Source organism: Plantactinospora mayteni (assembly GCF_016862935.1).
GTDB classification, from domain to species: domain Bacteria; phylum Actinomycetota; class Actinomycetes; order Mycobacteriales; family Micromonosporaceae; genus Plantactinospora; species Plantactinospora mayteni.
Genome location: NZ_BONX01000003.1, coordinates 40513 through 59482, shown reverse-complemented (window position 1 = coordinate 59482; position 18970 = coordinate 40513). Strand labels below are relative to the sequence as shown.

The following is an 18970-nucleotide window of genomic DNA, read 5'->3' as shown; positions in this document are numbered from 1 at the left end:
GTACGAGGTCGTGCGCGGTCCACCCAGCGGTGGGCGGCCGACCTCTATGAAGAGGAGAGGACCAATGGTCGCGACGGGGACGAACGAGCCGACGGCGCCCGCCCGCATCGTGATACTCGTCGACAACGGGGTGAACGGCGACTCGCGGGTGCAGAAGACCGCGAGGTCGGCCGCTGACGCCGGCTGGGACGTGATCCTGCTCGGCCGTTCACCTAACGGTCAGCCGCAGAGCTGGAAACTCGGTGACGCCCAGGTCCGGCTGGTACGCATGCCCAGCCCGTTGCGGCAGCGGCGACACGAGTACCGCCGGCGCTGGTTCATCGGGCCGCTCGCGTACCCGCCGACCGGAATCGCCGCGCAGCGCGCCCAGGTGGTCAAGGCATGGCAGGCGGACCTGGTGATCAAGCGGGCGTTGCTGGCCTCCGGTGGCCGGTCCGGCGGATCGGTCCTGAAGCGCGGATCGCTGCGGGTCCAGGAGGTGGCGGCCAAGGTTCTCAAGCGCTGGGTCTCGTTCCGGTACTGGCAGCTCACCACCGCCCAACGGCTGCGCGGCTCGTTGCGCAGCCCCTGGGACCGTGCGTACACCTGGTTCTGGCGGCGGCTGCTCGGCGTCCGGTCGTGGCGCCGGCTGGAGCCGCAACTGTGGGACTACGAGCTGGCCTACGGCCCGACCGTCGACCAGTTGCGGCCCGACGTCATCTACGCGAACGACTTCCGGATGCTCGGCGTCGGTGCGCGGGCGAAGATCCGGGCCCGGACCAAGGGCCGGCAGATCAAGCTCATCTGGGACGTGCACGAGTACCTGCCCGGGGTGAAGCCGAGGTCCAACAACGCCCGGTGGATGACGGCCAACCAGGCGCACGAGCACGAGTTCTCGCCGTACGCCGACGCGGTCATCACGGTGTCGGCCCAACTGGCCGAGTTGTTGAAGCGCGACCACTCGCTCCCGCTGCTGCCGTCCGTCGTCCTCAACACGCCGAACGTGGCCGATGTCGAGTGGGACGAGGGCGCCCCGAACCTGCGTAACCGGATCGGGCTCGGCCCGGAGACGCCGCTGCTGGTCTACAGCGGGGCGGCGGCGGCCCACCGTGGCATGGGGGTCATGGTGGAGGCGATGCCCCACCTGCCGGAGGCGCACGTCGCGTTCGTCGTCAACGATCCGCAGAGCGCATACCTGAACAGCCTGGTGGCGAGGGCGAAGGAACTCGGAGCGGCGGACCGGTTGCACGTGCTGCCGTACGTCGCGCACCACGAGGTGGTCGGCTTCCTCTCCACGGCGACCGCGGGCGTGATCCCGATCCACCACTGGCTCAACCACGAGATCCAGCTCATCACGAAGTTCTTCGAGTACTCGCACGCGCGGCTGCCGATCCTGGTGAGCGACGTCGAGACGATGGCCGCGACGGTCCGGGAGAACGAGCAGGGCGAGGTGTTCCGGGTGGACGACGTCGAGGGGTACGTCCGGGCCGCCAAGGCGGTGATCGCCGACCCCGACCGGTACCGGGCGGCGTACAAGTCCATCGATCTCGCGGCCTGGACCTGGGAGGTCCAGGCGGAGGTGCAGGCCGGGCTCTACCGTCGGCTGGCGCCGGACCGGATTCCCGGCCGGGCCTGACGGGGATAGCATTCGCAGGTTGTCGTAGCCGGAGATCGGTAGATCCACCCAGCGTGAGGGACGGGTAATGGCAGACGTGGTGATTCTTGGGCTCGGGTACGTGGGCCTCCCGCTGGCCCGGGAGGCGGCGCGTTCCGGGGCGTCGGTGCTCGGATTCGACGTCAGCGCGCGCGTCGTCGACGGCCTCAACGCGGGGGTTTCGCACGTCGACGACCTTTCCGACGCCGACATCGCCGAGATGATCGACGGCGGCTTCCAGGCCACCACGGACGAGACCCGGATCGCCTCGGCGTCGACCGCGCTGATCTGTGTGCCCACCCCGCTCGCCGAGGACGGCGGTCCGGATCTGACCGCGGTCGAGTCCGCCGCGCGTGCGGTGTCGCGGAACCTCCGGCCCGGCATGCTGGTGATCCTTGAGTCGACGACCTATCCCGGTACGACCGACGAGATCGTCCGGCCGATCCTGGAGGAATCCGGGCTCACCGCCGGGGTCGACTTCCACCTCGCCTTCTCCCCGGAGCGGATCGACCCGGGCAACAAGGACTTCGGGCCGCGCAACACGCCAAAGGTCGTGGGTGGCCACACACCGGCCTGTACCGAGCGCGCCGCCGAGTTCTACGGCCGGTTCGTCGAGCGGATCGTGCGGACCCGGGGGACCCGCGAGGCGGAGACCGCGAAGCTGCTGGAGAACACCTATCGGCACGTCAACATCGCACTGGTCAACGAGATGGCCCGGTTCTGCCACGAACTCGACATCGACCTGTGGGACGTGATCAGGGCGGCGAGCAGCAAGCCGTTCGGGTTCCAGCCGTTCTACCCGGGGCCGGGCGTCGGCGGCCACTGCATCCCGATCGACCCGAACTACCTGAGCCACAACGTGCGGATGAAGCTGGGCTACCCGTTCCGGTTCGTGGAGCTGGCCCAGGAGATCAACGCGACGATGCCCAGTTACGTGGCGCGGCGCGCGCAGAACATCCTCAACGAGGCGGGCATGGCCACCAACGGCGCGAACATCCTGCTGTTGGGTGTGACGTACAAGCCCGACATCGCGGATCAGCGGGAATCGCCGGCGGTGCCCCTGGCCCGGCTGCTGACCGGCCTCGGCGCCAAGTTGAGCTACCACGACCCGTACGTGCGGAACTGGCACGCGTCCGGAGTCGACGTCCGGCGGGTGGAAGACGCGGAGACCGCCGTCGCCGAGGCGGATCTGGTCATCCTGGTGCAGAACCACCGCGCGTACGACGCGGAGAAACTGGCCGGGCTGGCCCGGCGGTTCTTCGACACCCGTGGCGTGACCACGGGCACCGAGTCGTACCGGCTCTGAGCCACCACGCATCTCGGGCGTGACGTCTGCTGGCGTCCCGCCCGAGATGCTTCCTGCATTTGGTTACGGCGACCAGCGCCAGTCCAGCGTCAGGTATGCCGCATACCAGCCGGAGGTGAGCACCAGGAACGTCAGGACCACGACCTGCGTCCGCCGACGGGCCGCGGCGAGAGCCGTTGCCACGGGCAGCAACAGGGTGAACACCGGCATCAGGTAGCGGCCCTTTCCGTAGTAGGCCCCGGCCGTGCCCAACACGAAGGCGACCGAGACCACCGAGAAGGCCAGCACCGGCAGCGGGTACCGGTCCAGCAGGAGCAGCACGGTCAACATGATCGCGATGCCGATCAGCAGGGTGACCATGTAGAAGGCCAGCAGTTGCGGCTTGGTCAACACCTCGTTCATGGCCGAGATCGTGTCCGCGCCACCGTCGAAGGTGTTGCCCCAGGACTCCCGCTGGACATAGAAGTAGCCGTCGAGGCGGCCCAGCCGGAGCCCCACGAAGGTCAGGTAACCGAGGTAGCCGAGCGGAGCCAGCGCCGCCGCCGCCCACGGCCGCCAGCCGTCCTGCCGGCGGAAGATCGCCACCAGCGCGGTCAGCCCCACCGCCGCGATCAGCGCGCTCGCGGTCGGGCGGGCCAGGCCGGCCACCAGGCAGAGGGCCCCGGCGAGCAGCCACTCGCGGCGGAGCAACGCGTAGAGGCTCCAGGCGGCGAAGGCGACGAACAACGGCTCGCTGTACGCCATGCTCTGCACCACCGCGTGTGGCACCGCGCCCCAGAGCATGGCCAGCAGCACGCCGACCGCCCGGGAGTGCAGGTGCCGGCCGACGGCGTACAGGCCCCAGGCGGCGGCGAGGCTGGCGAGCCAGGCGACGATCAGGCCGGCGGCGGCCGGGGAGAGCGGGGTGACGGCGGTCAGCACGTCGATCAGCAGCGGCAGTAGGGGGAAGAAGGCCAGGTTGCTGGAGCGGAACGACCCGTCCGGTTGCAGCGGGATCGCCGAGTCGTAGCCCTGCACCGCGATCTGTTGATACCAGCCGGAGTCGAACCGACCGGTCAGCAGCCACCACGGGTCCGGCCCGGCCCGCCAGGCGAAGACCACCAGGATCAGCAGCCCGACGAAGCGGACCAGAGCGTACCCGAGCAGGGCCGGGGTGGCGTCCGGCCACCGCCAGCGCCAGCGCCGTCCGCCGGCCGCAGGGGCCGATCCCGGTGCTTTCAGGGCGTCGCGGTCCGGTGTGCCGGAGCCGTCCTCGGCGTCCCGGGAACCGTCCGTGGAGACGGCGGCGGGGGGTACGGCGTCAGCGTCGGAAGGGGTGGCGGCGGGGGCGGACACAGGGCAAGACCTTAGCTCACCAACGGCCGGAAATGGCCCCACCGGGCGGGAGGATTGCGGTCCGTCGGACGCACGAGGGTGCCACGAATGGCGCCTGACGTATTAGAGTGGCCCCCGCTCGGTGCCGAGCGGCGTGATCCCCCCGCGCGTCGGCGTCGCCACCGGCACCGCACCGCCGTACCGCCCCATGGAACCCGCAGCGAACAGTGTCACCGCGGCATCGGTCGTCCCCCCGGCGCCGTACCGGACGATCCACGGCACGGCTCCGGCCGAGGCGTCGGTGTCGCCCGCACCCCAGCAATCGCCGAAGGGCGGTCCACGGTCGGATCCCGGCCGCCGGAACGGAGGTATCCACGTGTTCGAGCCAGCGTCGGAGGCCCGACCCACCGCTTGGCCTCCGGGCGCCGACGGGCGGGATGGCCCGCTGCTGTCCGTTGTCATCCCAATGTACAACGAGGAGTCCGCGCTGCCGATCATGTCCCGGCGGCTGCGGGGCGTGCTCGACGCGCTGGGCGACCGCTACGAGGTGGTGGCGGTCGACGACGGCAGCGCGGACCGGACCGCCGAGGTGCTGCGGGAGTTGCGGGCCGACTGGCCGGAACTCCGGGTGGTGAGCCTGCGGCGCAACAGCGGGCACCAGGCGGCCCTGCTCGCCGGCCTGATGCGGGCCAGCGGGGACTATCTGGTCAGCATCGACGCGGACCTACAGGATCCGCCCGAGGTGATCCCGGAGATGCTCCGGCTGGCCCAGCGGGACGGCCTGCACGTCGTGTACGGCGTGCGCAGCGACCGGAGCACCGACACCGCCTTCAAGCGCGGTACGGCCAGCGCCTACTACCGGCTGATGCGCAAGCTCGCCGGCCGGCACGTACCGGCACAGGCGGGCGACTTCCGGCTGCTCAGCCGGGATGTGGTGGAGGTGCTTCGGGAGCTGCCCGAGCGGACCCCGGTACTCCGGGTGGTGGTGCCCTGGCTCGGCTTCGCCAGCGGCGAGGTCAGCTACCTGCGCGCCGAGCGGGTCGCCGGGGAGACGAAGTATCCGCTCTCCCGGATGGTCCGGCTCGCCGCCGACAGCGTGACCAGCTTTTCCGCCGCCCCGTTGCGGATCGCCACCTGGTTCGGCGCCGCCGGCATGGTCGTCTCGTCGGTGTTGATCGTGATGGCGTTCGTCCGCTACCTGGCCGGGGCGACCGTGCCCGGTTGGGCGTCGGTGTTCGTCGCCGTCCTGTTCTTCGGTGCCGTCCAGATGCTCTTCCTGGGGCTGCTCGGCGAGTACGTCGGGCGGATCTACACCGCGATCCAGGGCCGTCCGGCATACCTGATCGCCGAGGACAGCATCGTCGCCGGGGAGAGCCTGGTGGGACGGCGGGTCGCGGCCGACGGTGCGGACCCGGGTCGGCTCCGGCAGCCGGAGCAGCGGTCGGTCGAGGTCTCCGTCTGACCGGATCGACGGGTCCAGGTAGCGCCGAAGAGGCCGACCGCGACGACGCCCGAGACGCCCGACGCCTCTCGCCGGCGGGCTCGGGCGCCGGGAAATGTGCTGACTGCGGGTGTCGCGCAGAACACGTACCGTAGCCCCGGCTGGTCGGCTGGCAGCGGGGATCAGGCAGGCTGGGTGCCGTACACTCGCCGGGGTCCACCGACGGACGGTACGGATCCGCGCCCGCTTTCCCGGCGGGTGTGCGGGATCCGACGTCCCGCCGGGACTTGGTTCGGCGGGTGTGCGCCGCTCTCCGGGCGGCACACGGGAGAGGCGGAGAATGGAGTTCGACGGCGCAGCCGACAGACCGGGCACTCGCGGTCGAATCGTGATGCTCGTGGACAACGGCGTCAACGGTGACTCCCGGGTGCAGAAGGTCGCCCGCTCGGCCGCCGAGGCCGGCTGGGACGTGACGCTGCTCGGCAGGTCGCCGCATGGAGCCGCGCAGACCTGGCGGCTCGGTCCCGCCGAGGTGCGACTGCTGCCGATGCCCGATCCGCTGGCCCGCCGCCGGCACGAGTTCCGGCGGGCCTGGCTGCGGTGGCCGCTGGCGTACCCGCCGAGTGGCATCGCCGCGCACCGGGCCCAGTGGGTGCGGGCCTGGCAGACGGACATCCGGCAGCGCGAGGCGGAGCTGACCCTGGCCGTCCGGGCCGGGCTGGCCGGCCGCCGGCTGGAGCGGCGGCGGCGCCGGCTGCGGATCGAGCGGAACGCCACGCACCTGCTCCGCCGCTGGGTGTCGCTCCGGTACTGGATGCTGACCCGGGCCCGGAAGGGCCGCAAGCTGACCGGCCCGTGGGACCGGCTCTACACCTGGTTCTGGTCGACCGTGCAGGGCGGCCGGGCCTGGCGCCGGCTGGAGCCAGGGCTGTGGGACTACGAGCTGGCCTTCGGGCCGGTGGTCGACGAGCTGGCACCGGATCTGATCCACGCGCACGACTTCCGGATGGTCGGGGTCGGCGCCCGGGCCAAGGTCCGCGCCGCCGAGGCCGGCCGGGACGTCAAGCTGGTCTGGGACGCCCACGAGTTCCTGCCCGGGGTGCAGCCGTGGCAGGACAACGCCCGGTGGCTTCCCGCGCACCGCGCACACGAGCGGGAGTACGTGCCGTACGCCGACGCCGCCATCACCGTCTCGGCGAGCCTCGCCGAGCTGCTGCGCCGGGAGCACGGGCTCGCCGAGCTGCCGGCGGTGGTGCTCAACGCACCCGACGTGACCGGCGAGCCGGCGGTGGACGCCGCACCGGCTCCGGAACTGCGCGCTCGGTGCGGCATCGGTCCGGAGGTGCCGCTGCTGGTATACAGCGGCGTGGCCGCCCCCAAGCGCGGCCTCGGCACGATGATCGAGGCGTTGCCGCAGTTGACCGGGGTGCACGTCGCCCTGGTGGTCAACAAGCCCGACGGCCCGTACGTCCGGGACCTGCTGTCCCGGGCCGAGGCGCTCGGCGTGCCGGACCGGGTGCACGTGCTGCCGTACGTCGCGCACTGGCAGGTGGTGCCGTTCCTCTCCGGTGCGGACGTCGGGGTGATCCCGATCCAGCACTGGCCCAACCACGAGATCGCGTTGATCACCAAGTTCTTCGAGTACGCGCACGCCCGGCTGCCGCTGGTGGTCAGCGATGTGAAGACGATGGCCGGGACGGTCCGGTCGACCGGGCAGGGTGAGGTGTTCCGGGCCGAGGACGTCGCCGACTACGTCCGCGCGGTCCGGGCGGTACTCGCGGACCGGGAGCGCTACCGGGCCGCGTACGACCGGCCGGGGCTGCTGGAGGGTTGGACCTGGGCGGCCCAGGCGGAGATCCTGACCGGGGTCTACCGGCGGCTGCTGGCCGGCGCCGACCCGACGGCGGCCGGCGCCGAACCGGCCCGCCCGGTGGCGTCCGCGTCCGGGGTGCCCGGTCCGGAGCCCGTCGAACCGAGCGGCCGGCCGGCCGCGGGGGCCACCGCGAGATGAGGGAACCCGACGTCAGCGTGGTGGTGGCGGTCTACAACACCATGCCCTACCTCACCAAGTGCCTGAACTCGCTGGTCCGGCAGAGCATCGGCCGGGACCGGATCGAGGTCGTCGCGGTCGACGACGGCTCCACCGACGGCAGCGGGCGGGAGCTGGACCGCTTCGCCCGGCTCTACCCGGAGACGGTCAAGGTGATCCACCAGGCCAACTCCGGCGGCCCGGCCGCGCCGAGCAACCGGGCCCTGGATGTCGCCACCGGCCGGTACGTCTTCTTCATCGGCGCCGACGACTACCTGGGGCCGGAGGCGCTGGAGCGGCTGGTACACGCGGCCGACGAGTACGACTCCGACGTCGTGCTCGGCAAGGCGATCGGAGTGAACAGCCGTAACATCCACCAGGCGGTCTTCGCCCGCAACGAGGTGGAGATCGACCTCTTCGACTCCGCCCTACCGTGGTCGCTGGCGAACACCAAGCTGTTCCGAAGGGAGCTGGTCGAGCGCCACCACCTGCGCTACCCGGAGGACATGCCGGTCGGCAGCGACCAGCCGTTCACCCTGGAGGCGTGCTTCCGGGCGAAGCGGATCTCGGTACTGGCGGACTACGACTTCTACCACGCGGTGCGCCGGCTCAACGCGCACAACATCACCTATCGGTCCCGGCACGTCGAGCGGCTCGGCTGCGTCAAGTCGATCATGGATTTCGTGGCCGGGCTGATCGAGCCGGGCGAGCGGCGCGACGCGATACTCGTCCGACACTTCGCCTGGGAGGTCGCCCGGCTGGTCGAGGACGACTTCCTGCAGCTGGATCGGGCGGTACAGGAGCAGGTGCTGGCGGGCGTCCGGGACCTCGCCGACCGCTACCTCACCGACCGGATCCGGGCCAGCCTGGAGATCGAACCCCGGCTGCGGATCGGCACCGCCCAGCGGGGCACCGTCGACGACCTCCTCGCGGTGATCCGGCAGGACGCCGAGGAGGGCGTACCGCCGACGGTCGTCGACGGCGACCGCTGGTACGCCGGCTATCCCGGCTTCCGGGACCCCCGGCTGGAGCTGCCGGACAGTTGGTTCGACGTCTCCGACAACGCCGCGGACTGGCTCGCCAGGCTGGAGGCGGTCGCCGTCACCTGGGAGACCTGCGACGACGGTGAGCGGGCGCTGGCCGTCACCGCCCGCACGCCCCGTCGTGACCTGGCGTCGCTGACCTCCGGCCCGATCGGGCTGACCGCCGGCGACGTCACCGGCACCACGCTGGAGACCAGCCGGGACGGCGCCGGCAGCACCGTCCGGGCCCAGTTCCGGGTGGGGCTGCTGCTCGCCGGCTCGGGAACCGGCGGTTCGCTGCTCTCCGTCCGGTCCCAGCTGACCGCCTTCGGCGGGGTCGGCACCGCGGCGGTACGGGCGCCGACCCGGCCCACCGTGTCACGCTTGATGTTCCGCCGGGGGATGCGGTTCTTCGTGATCACCCCGACAACGAGTCACCGAGGTCAACTCGTGATCGCCATCGCACCTGTCACCCCCCGTCGGGTACTGGCCCGACTTCGGCGCAGGTTGCCCCAGGGAGGAAAGTAGTAGGCATGAAAATCTGCGTCGTCGCTCTCGGAAAGATCGGCCTGCCGCTCGCCGTGCAGTTCGCCGACAAGGGGCACTCGGTGGTGGGTGCCGACGTGTCCGAGCGGGTCGTGAAGCTGGTCAACGACGGCGCCGTGCCGTTCCCGGGCGAGGCCGACCTCGACGTCAAGCTCAAGGAGGCGGTGGCGGCGGGCCGGCTCTCCGCCACCACCGACACCGCGGCGGCGGTCGCCGAGTCCGAGGCCGTGGTCGTGGTGGTGCCGCTCTTCGTGGACGCCGAGGGCGTGCCGGACTTCGGCTGGATGGACGACGCGACCCGGGCCATCGCGGCCGGGCTCAAGCCGGGCACCCTGGTCAGCTACGAGACCACGCTGCCGGTCGGCACCACCCGCAACCGCTGGGCGCCGATGCTGGAGGAGGGCTCCGGGCTCACGGTCGGCCGCGACTTCACCCTGGTGTTCAGCCCGGAGCGGGTGCTCACCGGCCGGGTCTTCGCCGACCTCCGGCGTTACCCGAAGCTGGTCGGCGGGGTGGACGAGGCGTCGGCCCGGCGCGGTGTCGAGTTCTACGAGGCGGTGCTGGACTTCGACGACCGTCCCGACCTGACCCGGCCGAACGGGGTGTGGGATCTGGGCTCGGCCGAGGCGTCGGAGCTGGCGAAGCTCGCCGAGACGACCTATCGGGACGTCAACATCGGTCTGGCGAACCAGTTCGCCCGGTTCGCCGACACCGTCGGAGTCGACGTCATCAAGGTCATCGAGGCATGCAACACGCAGCCGTACAGCCACATCCACTCGCCGGGGATCGCGGTCGGCGGGCACTGCATCCCGATCTACCCCCGGATGTACCTGTGGAACGACCCGGCGGCCACCGTCGTACGGTCGGCCCGGGAGGCCAACGCGGCGATGCCGGAATACGCGGTGGACCTGCTCGCGGCGGCGGTCGGTGACCTGACCGGGGTCGAGGTGCTGGTGCTCGGCGCCGCCTACCGGGGCGGGGTCAAGGAGACCGCGTTCTCGGGGGTCTTCCCGACCGTCGAGGCACTGCGCCGCCGGGGTGCGAAGCCGTACGTCTCGGACCCGATGTACACCGACGACGAACTCACCGCGCTCGGCCTGCCGGCGTACGCCGGTGAGTCGGTGACCGCCGCGGTGATCCAGGCCGACCACGCCGAGTACCGCACTCTCGGCAGCGCCGACCTGCCCGGGGTCGAGGTGCTGGTCGACGGCCGTCGGGTGACCGACCCGGCGCGCTGGTCCGACGTCCGCCGGGTGGTCATCGGCGGCTGAGTCCGAGACAGCCCGTACCCGCGAAACGCGTCGAGCCCTGGCCGCTCCGGAAGGAACGGTCAGGGCTCGGCTGTTAGGGCTCGTCCGGTCGGTCAGCGGGCGTCGGCGTCGGTCAGGGCCGGCGGGCGCTCCGGGTCCCGCGAGACGACCTCGCCCCGGGCGTCCACCCAGCCCTTCGGCCGGGCCGGGTTCCCGGCCACCAACTGGTACGGAGCGACGTCCTTGGTCACCACCGAGCCGGCGGCGATCATCGCGTACTCGCCGATCTCGACGCCGCAGACGATGGTCGCGTTCGCGCCGATCGAGGCGCCCCTGCGGACCATGGTCGGGGTGACCTGCCAGTCCGGGTTCTGGGCCCGCGGCCGGAGGTCGTTGGTGAAGACCGCGCAGGGGCCGACGAACACCTCGTCCTCGATCGTCACGCCCTGGTAGACGGAGACGTTGTTCTGGATCTTCACCAGGTCGCCGACCTCGACGTTCGCGTCCACGTAGACGTTCCGGCCGATCACGCAGTTCGCGCCCACCCGGGCGGTGGAGCGGACGTGGGCGAGGTGCCAGACCTTGCTGCCGTCGCCGATCCGCGCGCCCTCGTCGACCTCGGCCGAGGGGTGCACGAAGACCGTGTCGGGGAGGGCGGGAGGCTCGTTCATCGCTTGAGTCACGGCTTCGCAGGATACGCCGAGCGGCCCGGCCGGTCAGCCAGGGGGACGGAGGGTCGACTCCGGCAGGTAGATCGTGTGCGTGCCGACCCGGGTCACCCGGGCCGGCACGCCCGAGCGGCGCAGGTGGGCCTGGAACGCGGTGTCCGCGGGCGCGCCGGCCTCGAAGACGAAGGCCGGCCGGTCGGCGGCGCGGACCCGTCTCGGGTACGCCGAATAGCGGTCCTGCCCCGGCCGCAGGTTCGCGCCGAGTACCGCACAGGCGACCCGTTCCCGGGTGACGAACACCAGCCGGTTGCAGGTCCAGTACTCGGCGTACACCGCGCTGATCCCGGCCCGCTCCAGGGTGCGGGCGAGCTGCCGCTGCTGGCGCTCCTCGGCCCGGATCGTGCCGATCTCGCCGACCAGTTGTCCGGTGGCGCCGACCATCAGCACCACCAGCAGGGCGAGCACGGCGCTGGCGAGTACCCCGGCGAGCCGGGTCACCGGCCCGGTGGCCAGCCGCCCCGACCAGCGGGCGACCAGCCAGAGCGGCCAGAGTACGGCCGGCAGCGAGATCTGGAGGATCGACAGGTACCGGGCGCTGGCCAGTGGCGCGCTGCCGGCGAGCGAACTGCGGGCGTACGCCGCCACGGTGAGCGCGGCGCCGAGCAGCAGGGCGAGTTGGGTGGCGTACCCGAGCCGGGCGGTCCGGACCGCGCTACCGGCCGGGTCGGTCCCGGCCGTGCCGCCGGACGCGGCGTTCTCCGGCGTGCCGCCGGCTACCGCGTTCTCCGGTGTTCCGCCGGCTACGGCGTTCTCTGGCGTTCCGGAGGGCTCGGCGCCGTTCCCCGGCACCGGGGCCTGTCGACCGGCCCGGACGAGTCCGACCACCGCCAGTATCCCGGCGGCGAGCAGCAGCGCCAGGTAGAGCCCGCCCCAGGACATCTCGACGGGGTCACAGCCCTCCGGCCGGCAGAGCCCGGTGGCGAGCGGGATGCCGACCAGCAGCGCGCCGTGCAGCCGGGCGGTACCCGACGTCGCCTCGCCCTCGCCCGCGCTGACCTGTTGCAGTACGGAGAGCGAGTCCTGGCCGGGCGGCGCGGTCAGGTTGTCCACGATCAGCGGCGCGACCCCGAGCAGGAACCCGGCGACCAGTACGGCGCCGGCCGGCCCGAGCAGGTCCCGCCAGCAGCCGACCAGCAGCACCCCGAAGGCGACCACCAGGTAGGGCAGGACCAGCCAGTCGTCCCAGACGCAGAGCCCGGTGAGCAGGCCGAAGAGCCCGAACGCCCAGTACCGGCGCCGGTGCCGGGTTCGCCGCTGGCCGAGGGCGAGCGCGATCAGCAGCAGGCCCAGTACGGCGGGCTTGACCTCCGGCCGGCCGCCGACGGCGGTGATCTGGTCCCGGACCACCCGTTCGCCGCCGAGCGCGAGTACCCCGACCGTGAAGGTGGCCAGCCAGGGGGAGTAGAGCCGCCGGGTGAGCCGGTACGCCAGGTAGAGGAAGGCGGCGTACAGGAAGAGCAGGGGTATCCGCAGCGGTACCCAACCGGCGCCGAAGAGCAGGAAGAGCGGCGCGGCGAGGTAGCTCTGCACGGTACCCATGTAGTGCTGGCCGTAGAGGAAGACCGGCAGTTCACGGCCGTCGGCGATGTGCAGCGCGACGAGCCCGAAGGTGGCCTCGTCACTGTTCGAGCCGGGTACGGTCAGCAGGACCAGCGCCAGCCGGTAGCCCAGGCCGAGCAGCCCGAGGCCGAGCGCCAGTACGCCCGGCCGGTCGAGTGTTCGCAACCGCCGCCCCCCGCGCGGCACCGCCACCGACACCCCCCCGCGCCCCCGTCGCCGCCCCGCCTCGAAGTCTCGCACGGCGTGCTGCGGCCCAGGTCCGGATCGGCGCAGGTCGTAGCGGCTCCACCCGGTCCGGGAGCCCGCTCCGGGGGAGCGTTCCGACGGGTTAGTTGATCTGTCTCGTAGCCGGACCGGATGCTCTGTGGCAGGGTGTCAAGGTGTCGCTGATACCCGCCGGTCCAGCGTCCGCGCCCCGGCTGCACCGAGCGGCCCGGATCGAGGACGCGGTGCACCAGTTCATCGAGCGTCGCCTGGGGCAGGGTGGGTGGGATGTCACGATAATCCCGTACGCCGGCTATGGCGCGCCGGGGTGGATCCGGGTGCTGGGTCGGGTCCTGCTGACCCGGCTTCGCCGCCGTCCCCGCCGCCGTCCGGAGAAGGTACGCGGCTGGCGTAGCTTCGCCACCCTGCCGGTGCAGCACGCGCCGGTGGTGATCGAGGCGGGTGGCCGCCGACACGAGGCGCGGGCCGACCGGAGCGGCTTCATCGACCTCGTCGTCGAGGCCGACCTGGCACCCGGCTGGCAGAGCGTACGCCTGGCCAGTCCCGGCGCCGAGCCGGTCGACGCGCCGGTCCGGATCGTCGACCCGGAACTGCGGATCGGGGTCCTCTCCGACATCGACGACACCGTGATGGTGACCGCGCTGCCCCGGCCGCTGCTGGCCGCGTGGAACACCTTCGTGCTGGACGAGCACGCCCGGATGGCGGTACCCGGGATGGCGGTGCTCTACGAGCGCCTGGTCAATGCGCACCCCGGCGCCCCGGTGCTCTACCTCTCCACCGGTGCCTGGAACGTCGCGCCGGCCCTGACCCGGTTCCTCTCCCGGCACCTCTATCCGGCCGGCCCGCTGCTACTGACGAACTGGGGCCCGACGGCGGACAGGTGGTTCCGCAGCGGACGGGAGCACAAGCGGGCCACCCTGGCCCGGCTGGTCCGGGAGTTCCCGGAGATCCGGTGGCTGCTGATCGGCGACGACGGCCAGCACGACCAGGAGATCTACGCCGAGTTCGCCGCCGAGCACCCGGACAACGTGGCCGGGGTGCTGATCCGCCGGCTCTCCCCGACCCAGGCGGTACTGGCCGGTGGTTTCCCGGCGCCGGCCGGCAGCGCCGACGGCAGTACTCCGGCGGCCGGGCTGCTCGGCGAGCGCTGGTTCTGCGCACCGGACGGCGCCGGACTCTGGCGACTGCTCCGCGAGGCGAACCTCGTCTGAGGCGTGCCGGGTCCGAGCCGTCGGGTCAGCTTTCCCGGGCCGATTCCTCGGCTCGGCGGCGTTCGCGTCTGCCCCGGGCGATCTCGGTGCCGAGGGCGTCCAGCCGCTGGGTCCAGAACCCCCGGTAGCGCTCCAACCACCGGTCGATCTCCTGGAGCGGGGCGGGATCCACCGCGTAGAGCCGCCGGGTGCCGGCCGCGCGTACGGTGGTGAACCCGTTCTCCCGGAGCACCCGCAGGTGTTGTGAGACGCCCGGCTGGGAGATCCCGAACTCCTCCTGGATTACCGCGCTGACCTCGCCGGCCGACCGCTCGCCGTCGGCGAGCAGCTCCAGGATCCGCCGCCGGACGGGATCGCCGAGAACGTCGAACGCGTGCACGCCGCCATCCTTTCAGCGCTCACTTATATAACCAAAGTCTAACGCCCCGATCCGGAGATCGGTTCGGACGACCCTACCGGCCCGGTACCGGCGTCGAGCCGGACACCGGTCCCCGACAGCGTGGCCCGGTGCTGGTAGACAGGGGCGATGCGGCTCCGCCTGATCCAGATAGACGCCTTCGCCGACCGGGTGTTCCAGGGCAACCCGGCGGCCGTGATGCCCCTGCCCGGCTGGCTGCCCGACGCCGTCCTACAGGCCGTCGCCGAGGAGAACAACCTCTCCGAGACCGCCTTCTACACGGCGGAACTGCCGGCCGACGCCGCCCCGCCGCCCGGTGACGATCCCGCCTACCACCTGCGCTGGTTCACCCCGGCGGTCGAGGTCGACCTCTGCGGGCACGCGACCCTGGCCACCGCCGGGCAACTCTTCGACGACGTACACCCGGACGCGCGGCGGCTGCTGTTCTGGACCCGCAGCGGCTGGCTCCCGGTGGGCCGGGCCGACCGGGACGGCGAACTGGAACTGGACTTTCCGGCCGGGCGGCTGCGGGCGGTGCCGGACGGCGACGAGGTGTCCGCCGCCGCCGTGGCCGCGCTCGGCATCGAACCGGAGCACCGGTTCCAGGACACCGACCTGGTCTACCCGGTCCGCAGCGCCGCCGAGGTCCGGGCCGTCGCGGCGGACTTCACCACCCTGGCCCGACTGCCGGTACGCGGCGCGATCGTCACCGCCCCCGGCGACACCGACGGCGTCGACTTCGTCAGCCGGTGGTTCGGGGCCGGGGCGGGCGCCTTCGAGGACCCGGTGACCGGCTCCGCGCACAGCCAGATCGCGCCGTACTGGGCGGAGCGGCTCGGCCGGACGACGCTGACCGCCCGGCAGATCTCCGCTCGGGGCGGCACGGTGCACTGCGTGGTCGACGGCGACCGGGTACGCCTACGCGGCAGCTATCATCGCTACCTCGACGGCACCGTCACGCTGCCCGACCCGGCCGGCCGGTGACCGAGCCGCCCCGTGCGGCGGGTCGGGTCAGTGTCCGCGGAACGCCTCCGCCAGCCACCAGGCGCCGCGCTCGCTGGTGATCTTGGCGTCGACCACCAGCGGCCGGTCGCGGGGGCCGGTCAGCCAGTCCCGTACCGGGGCGAGGTCGTCGACGGTACGGACGGTCAGCGCGGCGCAGCCGTAGCCACGGGCGATCGAGGCGAGGTCGGTGTCGGGGAACCGGACCAGGTCCAGCGGGTGGCCGTCCGGGCCGAAGTGGTGCACCTCGGCGCCGTACGCCGCGTCGTCGTAGACCAGCACCAGCAGGGGCAGGCCGAGCCGGCTGGCGGTGACGAGTTCGGCCGCCGACATCAGGAACCCGCCGTCGCCGAGCGCCGCCACGGTGAGTCGGTCCGGTCGGGCCACGGCGGCACCGAGTGCGCTGGCCAGCCCCAGCCCGATCGACTGGAACGCCTGGGTGAAGCAGAACCCGGCGACGTCCGGTACGGAGAGGAACATCGACGGGTAGCCCATGAAGTTGCCGGAGTCGACCACCACGGTCCGCTCGGCCGGCAGCAGGTCGTCCAGCGCGATGGTCAGGGTACGCGGATCGATCCGTCCGTTACCGCTGTCGTCCGAATAGGACACGTCCCGCCAGCGTCCCTCGGTGGCGATCCGCCGCCGCAGTTCCGGGGTGCGCTGGGTGCCGGGCGGCCGGCCGACGCCCGGTTCCCGGTCCAGCCAGCGCAGCGCGTAGCGGGCGACCCGGGCCACGTCGCCGCTGACGTACCGGTCGATCCGGGGATGCCGAACCCCTCCGTCCGGCGCCTCGTCGACCTGGACCACCACCGCCGATGGGGAGATCAGTCGACCGTGCCTGGTGGTCCACATGTTCAACGTGCTGCCCCAGGCGACCACCAGGTCGGCCTCGGCGATCAGTTCGGCGGCGAGCGGGGTGGCGAACCCGCCCGAGACGTCGAGATACCACGGATCGCCGACGAAGAGTCCCTTGGCGGCGGCCGAGACCGCCAGCAGCGCGGCACACTCGTCGGCCAGCCGGGTCAGCGGCTCCCGGGCACCCCGGGCGCCCCGCCCGGCGACGAAGACCGGACGCCGGGCGGTGGTCAACGCGCTGACCAGCGGCTCCACGTCGGGAACCCAGTCGGTTTGGGCGGGCCAGGGATCAAGAGGGCCGGTCCAGGGCGCGATCTTGCGGCCCAGCACGTCCAGTGGCAGTCCCAGCAGTACCGTCTCACCCTGAGCCGCCCGCCGGTACGCGGCGTCGACGTCCACCACGACGTGCGCGGGGCGTACCCGTTGATAGTGGATGTCGAGCGCGGTCGCGGTGTGTGGCAGGTCGATGAAGAAGTTGGACCGTGCCTCGGTCGCCTCCGGCGCCAGCACCAGCATCGGGGTCCGGCTCTTGGCCGCCTCGACGATCCCGGTCAACGCGTTGGTGACCCCCGGTCCCTGGTGCACCGAGAGCACCCCGACCGACCCCGACGTACGCGCGTAGCCGTCCGCCATGCTCGCCGCCCCGCCCTCGTGCGCGGCGGCCACGAACCGGGCACCGCCGGCGACCAGCGCGTTGCTGACCTGGAAGTTGCCGCTGCCGACCACTCCGAAGACGTGCCGCACCCCGTGCGCGGCGAGGACCCGACCGACCACCTCGGCGACCCGCATGCCCTCACCCCCGTCCCGTCGCCCGCCTCGGCCGTCCCTACCGCTCGACCAGGGCGAGTACCCGGCACGGGCTGCCGGAGCCGTGCACGATCGGCAGCGGTCCGGCGACCACCACCGCACCGGTCGGCGGGAGCTGCGCCAGGTTGCGGAGCTGGGTGAGACCGTACTTGTCGGCGCCGAGCAGGAAGGAGTGGCACGGGAACGGCGGGTCGAACGAGTGCGCGGCCCCGGCGTCGGTGCCGACCGTCTCGACTCCGACGCCCTGCACCGGGGCCTCCTCGGCGAGCCACTTCGCGCAGCCGGGGGAGATCCCCGGAGTACGGCCGGCGTTGGCGTACCGCTGCGCGTCGTCGCCGTACGCGTCCCAGCCGGTCCGGTAGAGCAGCCAGCCGCCGGCCGGCAGCGGACCGTGCTCCGCCTCCCAGGCCCGGATGTGTTCGACCTCCAGCAGGAAGTCGGGGTCGGCGGCGGCTTCGGCGGTGTGGTCGAGCACCACCGCCGGGGCGATCAGCCGGCTCGGCGGCACCTGGGAGACGTCGTCGCCGTGCTGGCCGCTGACCCAGTGCACCGGTGCGTCGAAGTGCGTGCCGGTGTGCTCGCCGGTGGTGAAGTTGTTCCAGTACCAGGCCGGGCCGCGCTCGTCGTAGCGGCTGATCTCGCTCAGCGCGAACGGGACGGTCTGGCCGAACGGCTCGGGGAGGGTCAGGATCGGCGTCTGCGCCGAGAGCGGGGCGGTGAGGTCCACGACCTCGACCCGGCCGGTGGCGAGCGCGGCAACAAGATCTTGCAGCACGGTCATGGCGGAAACCTACCGGAGTTTCCGGGAATCGGGACCCGCGCGATCGGTCGGCAGCGCCCCGCCCGGCGGCCGAACCCGACGCGCGGAACGGCCACCCCGGGGGCGCCGCCGGCCAGGAGGACGACGCCACCGGGACGGGCCGGCACCGGCCGGTGCTCTCCGGGCGGGTGGAACGCGGCATCGTCGTCCTCCCGGTGCGTTCGGCCGATCGGTCAGCTCCAGTGCGACGAGTAGACCTGGGGTGTTCCGCAGTAGCCGGAAGGGATCGGCAGTGGTGTCGGTGCGTTCGCCGTCGCGGCCCGACAGACCTGGACGATCAGGGTGTCGACACCGGTGGACGGCTCTCGGGGGGCGAGTTGGAGGGTGTACTTGGTGATGTCGTTGTCCACCCTCGACGTGGCCTCGGCGACGAGGCGGCCACTGCCGTAGGCGTAGAAGGTGACGAAGCTGAACAGCCCGTCGTCCCGGCAGACCGGGCCGGGATCGCTCTCGTGGGGGCGATCGGCGATGGTGCCGATGACGGTCACCGAGCCGAGCCCGGGAGGTGCGGAGATCGGAATGAATTCGAGGGTTCCTTCGGCGACGCCGTACCGGCAGCTGTCGCCGCTGTCGGCGGCGAACGGTTGCGGGGCGAGGTCGGTGTCGGTGCCGGCCCGGGCGGGGCCGGTCAGGGCGGTGAGGGTGAGCAGGACGGCGGCGAGTACGACCGCCGACCGGCGGATCGGTCGCGGCATGGCGGTTCCTCCTGAGTAGACGGACGGTGCGGGTGGCGGTGCCTGTCTCGATGGCGGGGCGGGCGCAGGTGCGGCGGCCGGAGCCCCGCACGCGGTGGGCGGGACCTGCCGGCCGCCGGTCGGGACGGG

15 protein-coding genes are annotated in these 18970 nt (G+C 72.3%); 8 read left to right on the top strand and 7 right to left on the bottom strand.

Annotated elements, in window-relative coordinates; translation table 11 throughout:
- Positions 1–64 precede the first annotated feature (64 nt).
- Both Pma05_RS02420 and Pma05_RS02415 read left to right on the top strand, forming a co-directional pair.
- Positions 65–1615 (top strand): glycosyltransferase family 4 protein, encoded by a 1551-nt coding sequence (locus Pma05_RS02420; protein ID WP_203855588.1) that lies wholly within the window; start codon positions 65–67, stop codon positions 1613–1615.
- 67 nt (positions 1616–1682) lie between these two features.
- Positions 1683–2939, top strand: a complete 1257-nt coding sequence (locus Pma05_RS02415; protein WP_203855587.1) for a nucleotide sugar dehydrogenase — start codon at positions 1683–1685, stop codon at positions 2937–2939.
- Between the two features lie 63 nt (positions 2940–3002).
- On the opposite strand, the gene Pma05_RS02410 is transcribed toward Pma05_RS02415, so the two are convergent.
- Positions 3003–4274 carry a putative hexosyltransferase gene (locus Pma05_RS02410; protein ID WP_203855586.1) on the bottom strand — a complete coding sequence of 424 codons (1272 nt, stop codon included), beginning with the start codon at positions 4272–4274 and terminating at the stop codon, positions 3003–3005.
- Between the two features lie 424 nt (positions 4275–4698).
- Here Pma05_RS02410 and Pma05_RS02405 point away from each other — a divergent pair, with 424 nt between their 5' ends.
- The 4 genes from Pma05_RS02405 to Pma05_RS02390 all read left to right on the top strand — a co-directional run bounded on the left by Pma05_RS02405 (position 4699) and on the right by Pma05_RS02390 (position 10562).
- Entirely contained in the window at positions 4699–5715 is a 1017-nt protein-coding gene (locus Pma05_RS02405; protein WP_307836835.1) for a glycosyltransferase family 2 protein, read from the top strand.
- Between the two features lie 319 nt (positions 5716–6034).
- Positions 6035–7705: a glycosyltransferase family 4 protein gene (locus Pma05_RS02400; protein WP_372441425.1), complete on the top strand. Its 1671-nt coding sequence runs from the start codon at positions 6035–6037 to the stop codon at positions 7703–7705.
- Positions 7702–9273, top strand: coding sequence for a glycosyltransferase family 2 protein (locus Pma05_RS02395; protein ID WP_203855585.1), 1572 nt, complete (start codon positions 7702–7704; stop codon positions 9271–9273). The genes Pma05_RS02400 and Pma05_RS02395 overlap by 4 nt, the downstream gene beginning before the upstream one ends.
- A 5-nt stretch (positions 9274–9278) precedes the next feature.
- Complete coding sequence (locus Pma05_RS02390) at positions 9279–10562, top strand: nucleotide sugar dehydrogenase (protein ID WP_203855584.1); 1284 nt, start codon at positions 9279–9281, stop codon at positions 10560–10562.
- 92 nt (positions 10563–10654) lie between these two features.
- Here Pma05_RS02390 and Pma05_RS02385 read toward each other — a convergent pair whose 3' ends face one another.
- Together Pma05_RS02385 and Pma05_RS02380 are read right to left on the bottom strand one after the other, a co-directional pair.
- The gene (locus Pma05_RS02385) at positions 10655–11212 is read right to left on the bottom strand and encodes an acyltransferase (RefSeq protein ID WP_203855810.1); all 558 of its coding nucleotides are present in this window, start codon (positions 11210–11212) and stop codon (positions 10655–10657) included.
- A 45-nt stretch (positions 11213–11257) separates the two neighbouring features.
- Entirely contained in the window at positions 11258–12994 is a 1737-nt protein-coding gene (locus Pma05_RS02380) for a glycosyltransferase family protein (protein WP_372441424.1), read from the bottom strand.
- Positions 12995–13209: 215 nt separating this feature from the next.
- Between Pma05_RS02380 and Pma05_RS02375 the strand changes: the two genes are divergently transcribed.
- Positions 13210–14265 (top strand): App1 family protein phosphatidate phosphatase, encoded by a 1056-nt coding sequence (locus tag Pma05_RS02375; protein ID WP_203855582.1) that lies wholly within the window; start codon positions 13210–13212, stop codon positions 14263–14265.
- A gap of 25 nt (positions 14266–14290) precedes the next feature.
- Here Pma05_RS02375 and Pma05_RS02370 read toward each other — a convergent pair whose 3' ends face one another.
- Positions 14291–14644 carry an ArsR/SmtB family transcription factor gene (locus tag Pma05_RS02370; RefSeq protein ID WP_203855581.1) on the bottom strand — a complete coding sequence of 118 codons (354 nt, stop codon included), beginning with the start codon at positions 14642–14644 and terminating at the stop codon, positions 14291–14293.
- Positions 14645–14791: 147 nt separating this feature from the next.
- Between Pma05_RS02370 and Pma05_RS02365 the strand changes: the two genes are divergently transcribed.
- A complete protein-coding gene (locus Pma05_RS02365; protein WP_203855580.1) occupies positions 14792–15646 on the top strand; it encodes a PhzF family phenazine biosynthesis protein in 855 nt (284 codons plus the stop codon).
- A gap of 27 nt (positions 15647–15673) precedes the next feature.
- Here the strand turns inward: Pma05_RS02365 and Pma05_RS02360 are convergent, their stop codons facing one another.
- The 3 genes from Pma05_RS02360 to Pma05_RS02350 form a co-directional block, all read right to left on the bottom strand.
- Entirely contained in the window at positions 15674–17308 is a 1635-nt protein-coding gene (locus Pma05_RS02360; protein ID WP_203855579.1) for a thiamine pyrophosphate-binding protein, read from the bottom strand.
- Between the two features lie 37 nt (positions 17309–17345).
- Entirely contained in the window at positions 17346–18107 is a 762-nt protein-coding gene (locus tag Pma05_RS02355; RefSeq protein WP_203855578.1) for a cyclase family protein, read from the bottom strand.
- 212 nt (positions 18108–18319) lie between these two features.
- Positions 18320–18841 (bottom strand): hypothetical protein, encoded by a 522-nt coding sequence (locus tag Pma05_RS02350; protein ID WP_203855577.1) that lies wholly within the window; start codon positions 18839–18841, stop codon positions 18320–18322.
- Positions 18842–18970 lie beyond the last annotated feature (129 nt).

Coding starts and splice junctions, on each gene's coding strand:
- Pma05_RS02420 (WP_203855588.1), top strand. CDS start 65: ATGGTCGCGACGGGGACGAACGAGCCGACGGCGCCCGCCCGCATCGTG.
- Pma05_RS02415 (WP_203855587.1), top strand. CDS start 1,683: ATGGCAGACGTGGTGATTCTTGGGCTCGGGTACGTGGGCCTCCCGCTG.
- Pma05_RS02400 (WP_372441425.1), top strand. CDS start 6,035: ATGGAGTTCGACGGCGCAGCCGACAGACCGGGCACTCGCGGTCGAATC.
- Pma05_RS02395 (WP_203855585.1), top strand. CDS start 7,702: ATGAGGGAACCCGACGTCAGCGTGGTGGTGGCGGTCTACAACACCATG.
- Pma05_RS02390 (WP_203855584.1), top strand. CDS start 9,279: ATGAAAATCTGCGTCGTCGCTCTCGGAAAGATCGGCCTGCCGCTCGCC.
- Pma05_RS02385 (WP_203855810.1), bottom strand. CDS start 11,212: ATGAACGAGCCTCCCGCCCTCCCCGACACGGTCTTCGTGCACCCCTCG.
- Pma05_RS02365 (WP_203855580.1), top strand. CDS start 14,792: ATGCGGCTCCGCCTGATCCAGATAGACGCCTTCGCCGACCGGGTGTTC.
- Pma05_RS02360 (WP_203855579.1), bottom strand. CDS start 17,308: ATGCGGGTCGCCGAGGTGGTCGGTCGGGTCCTCGCCGCGCACGGGGTG.
- Pma05_RS02355 (WP_203855578.1), bottom strand. CDS start 18,107: ATGACCGTGCTGCAAGATCTTGTTGCCGCGCTCGCCACCGGCCGGGTC.
- Pma05_RS02350 (WP_203855577.1), bottom strand. CDS start 18,841: ATGCCGCGACCGATCCGCCGGTCGGCGGTCGTACTCGCCGCCGTCCTG.